The sequence below is a fragment of the Psychrobacter sp. 1U2 genome (assembly GCF_051847575.1).
In genome coordinates, this window is record NZ_JBPYDC010000693.1 from 1 (window position 1) to 894 (window position 894).

At 42.2% G+C, this 894-nt stretch carries 2 protein-coding genes; both read left to right on the forward strand.

Annotated elements, in window-relative coordinates:
* On the forward strand, positions 1–265 hold a 265-nt coding region (locus ACS8FD_RS18135), incomplete at its 5' end, for a hypothetical protein (protein WP_439276874.1).
* Between the two features lie 105 nt (positions 266–370).
* A partial coding sequence (locus ACS8FD_RS18140) for an acyl-CoA thioesterase domain-containing protein (protein WP_439276875.1) occupies positions 371–894 on the forward strand: 524 nt, incomplete at its 3' end.

Consider the following 894-nt stretch of genomic DNA (forward strand, 5'->3'; position numbering starts at 1 on the left):
GGTAAATAGGCCAAGGGACATGAAAAAACAGAAAAAAAGATTTGTATTGTCAGAGGCGACACTTGATGAGATTAACAGACAATTAACAGTTAATATGTTTGTCATTGGGCTGCTGGTCATGTTGCTTGGTCTAAACACAGTGCACTTTATAAAAGAATACAATCTTTTTTACGGACTTCTAATCGCCACTGTCATTTTCTTATTGTTCTTGATGATAAAGAGCCGCAAGATTCTTAGGATGAAAAAACAAGAGTTTACTAAATAGGGCGTAAAAATAGATCAACGCTCGAGTATTCTATAGGTTACACAACCTTACGACATCTAAAAACACTATATCTAAAAATACTACATTCAAAAACTAAGGATGGTTATGTCAGCTTACTATAAATTTATAAACCGCGAGCAACAAGCCGATGGTAGTTGCGTGGCACACTATCAACCAACCAAGCATGCACAAGGCGCTTGGAACGAGCATGAGCAGCATATGGCGCCAGCGACTGGGTTATTGACTGTCGAATTGGAAAAGTTTGTACCGCAAGCCAATATGCGAGTTGCTCGTATTAGTCTTGATATCTTGGGACTGATTCCACTTGATGAGTTTACTGTTACTACCCGTTGTATTCGTCCAGGCAAGACTATTGAATTAATAGAAGCAGTCATGAGTAGTCGTGGTCGTAATTGTATTATTGCGCGCGCTTGGCGTTTGATGACTCAAGATACCAGTGCTGTCGCAGGACTAGAAGATCAGAAGGCCTTGCATCAGCCAGACGAGCTGCCTGTTTGGGGAGATATGAAAGGTTGGCCGGGCGGTTTTATTGAAAGCGTGCGGTTGGTCGCTGCTCCAGAGCGTCGGCCAGGCAAGGGTATGGTCTGGATAACCAATGATATCGAAAT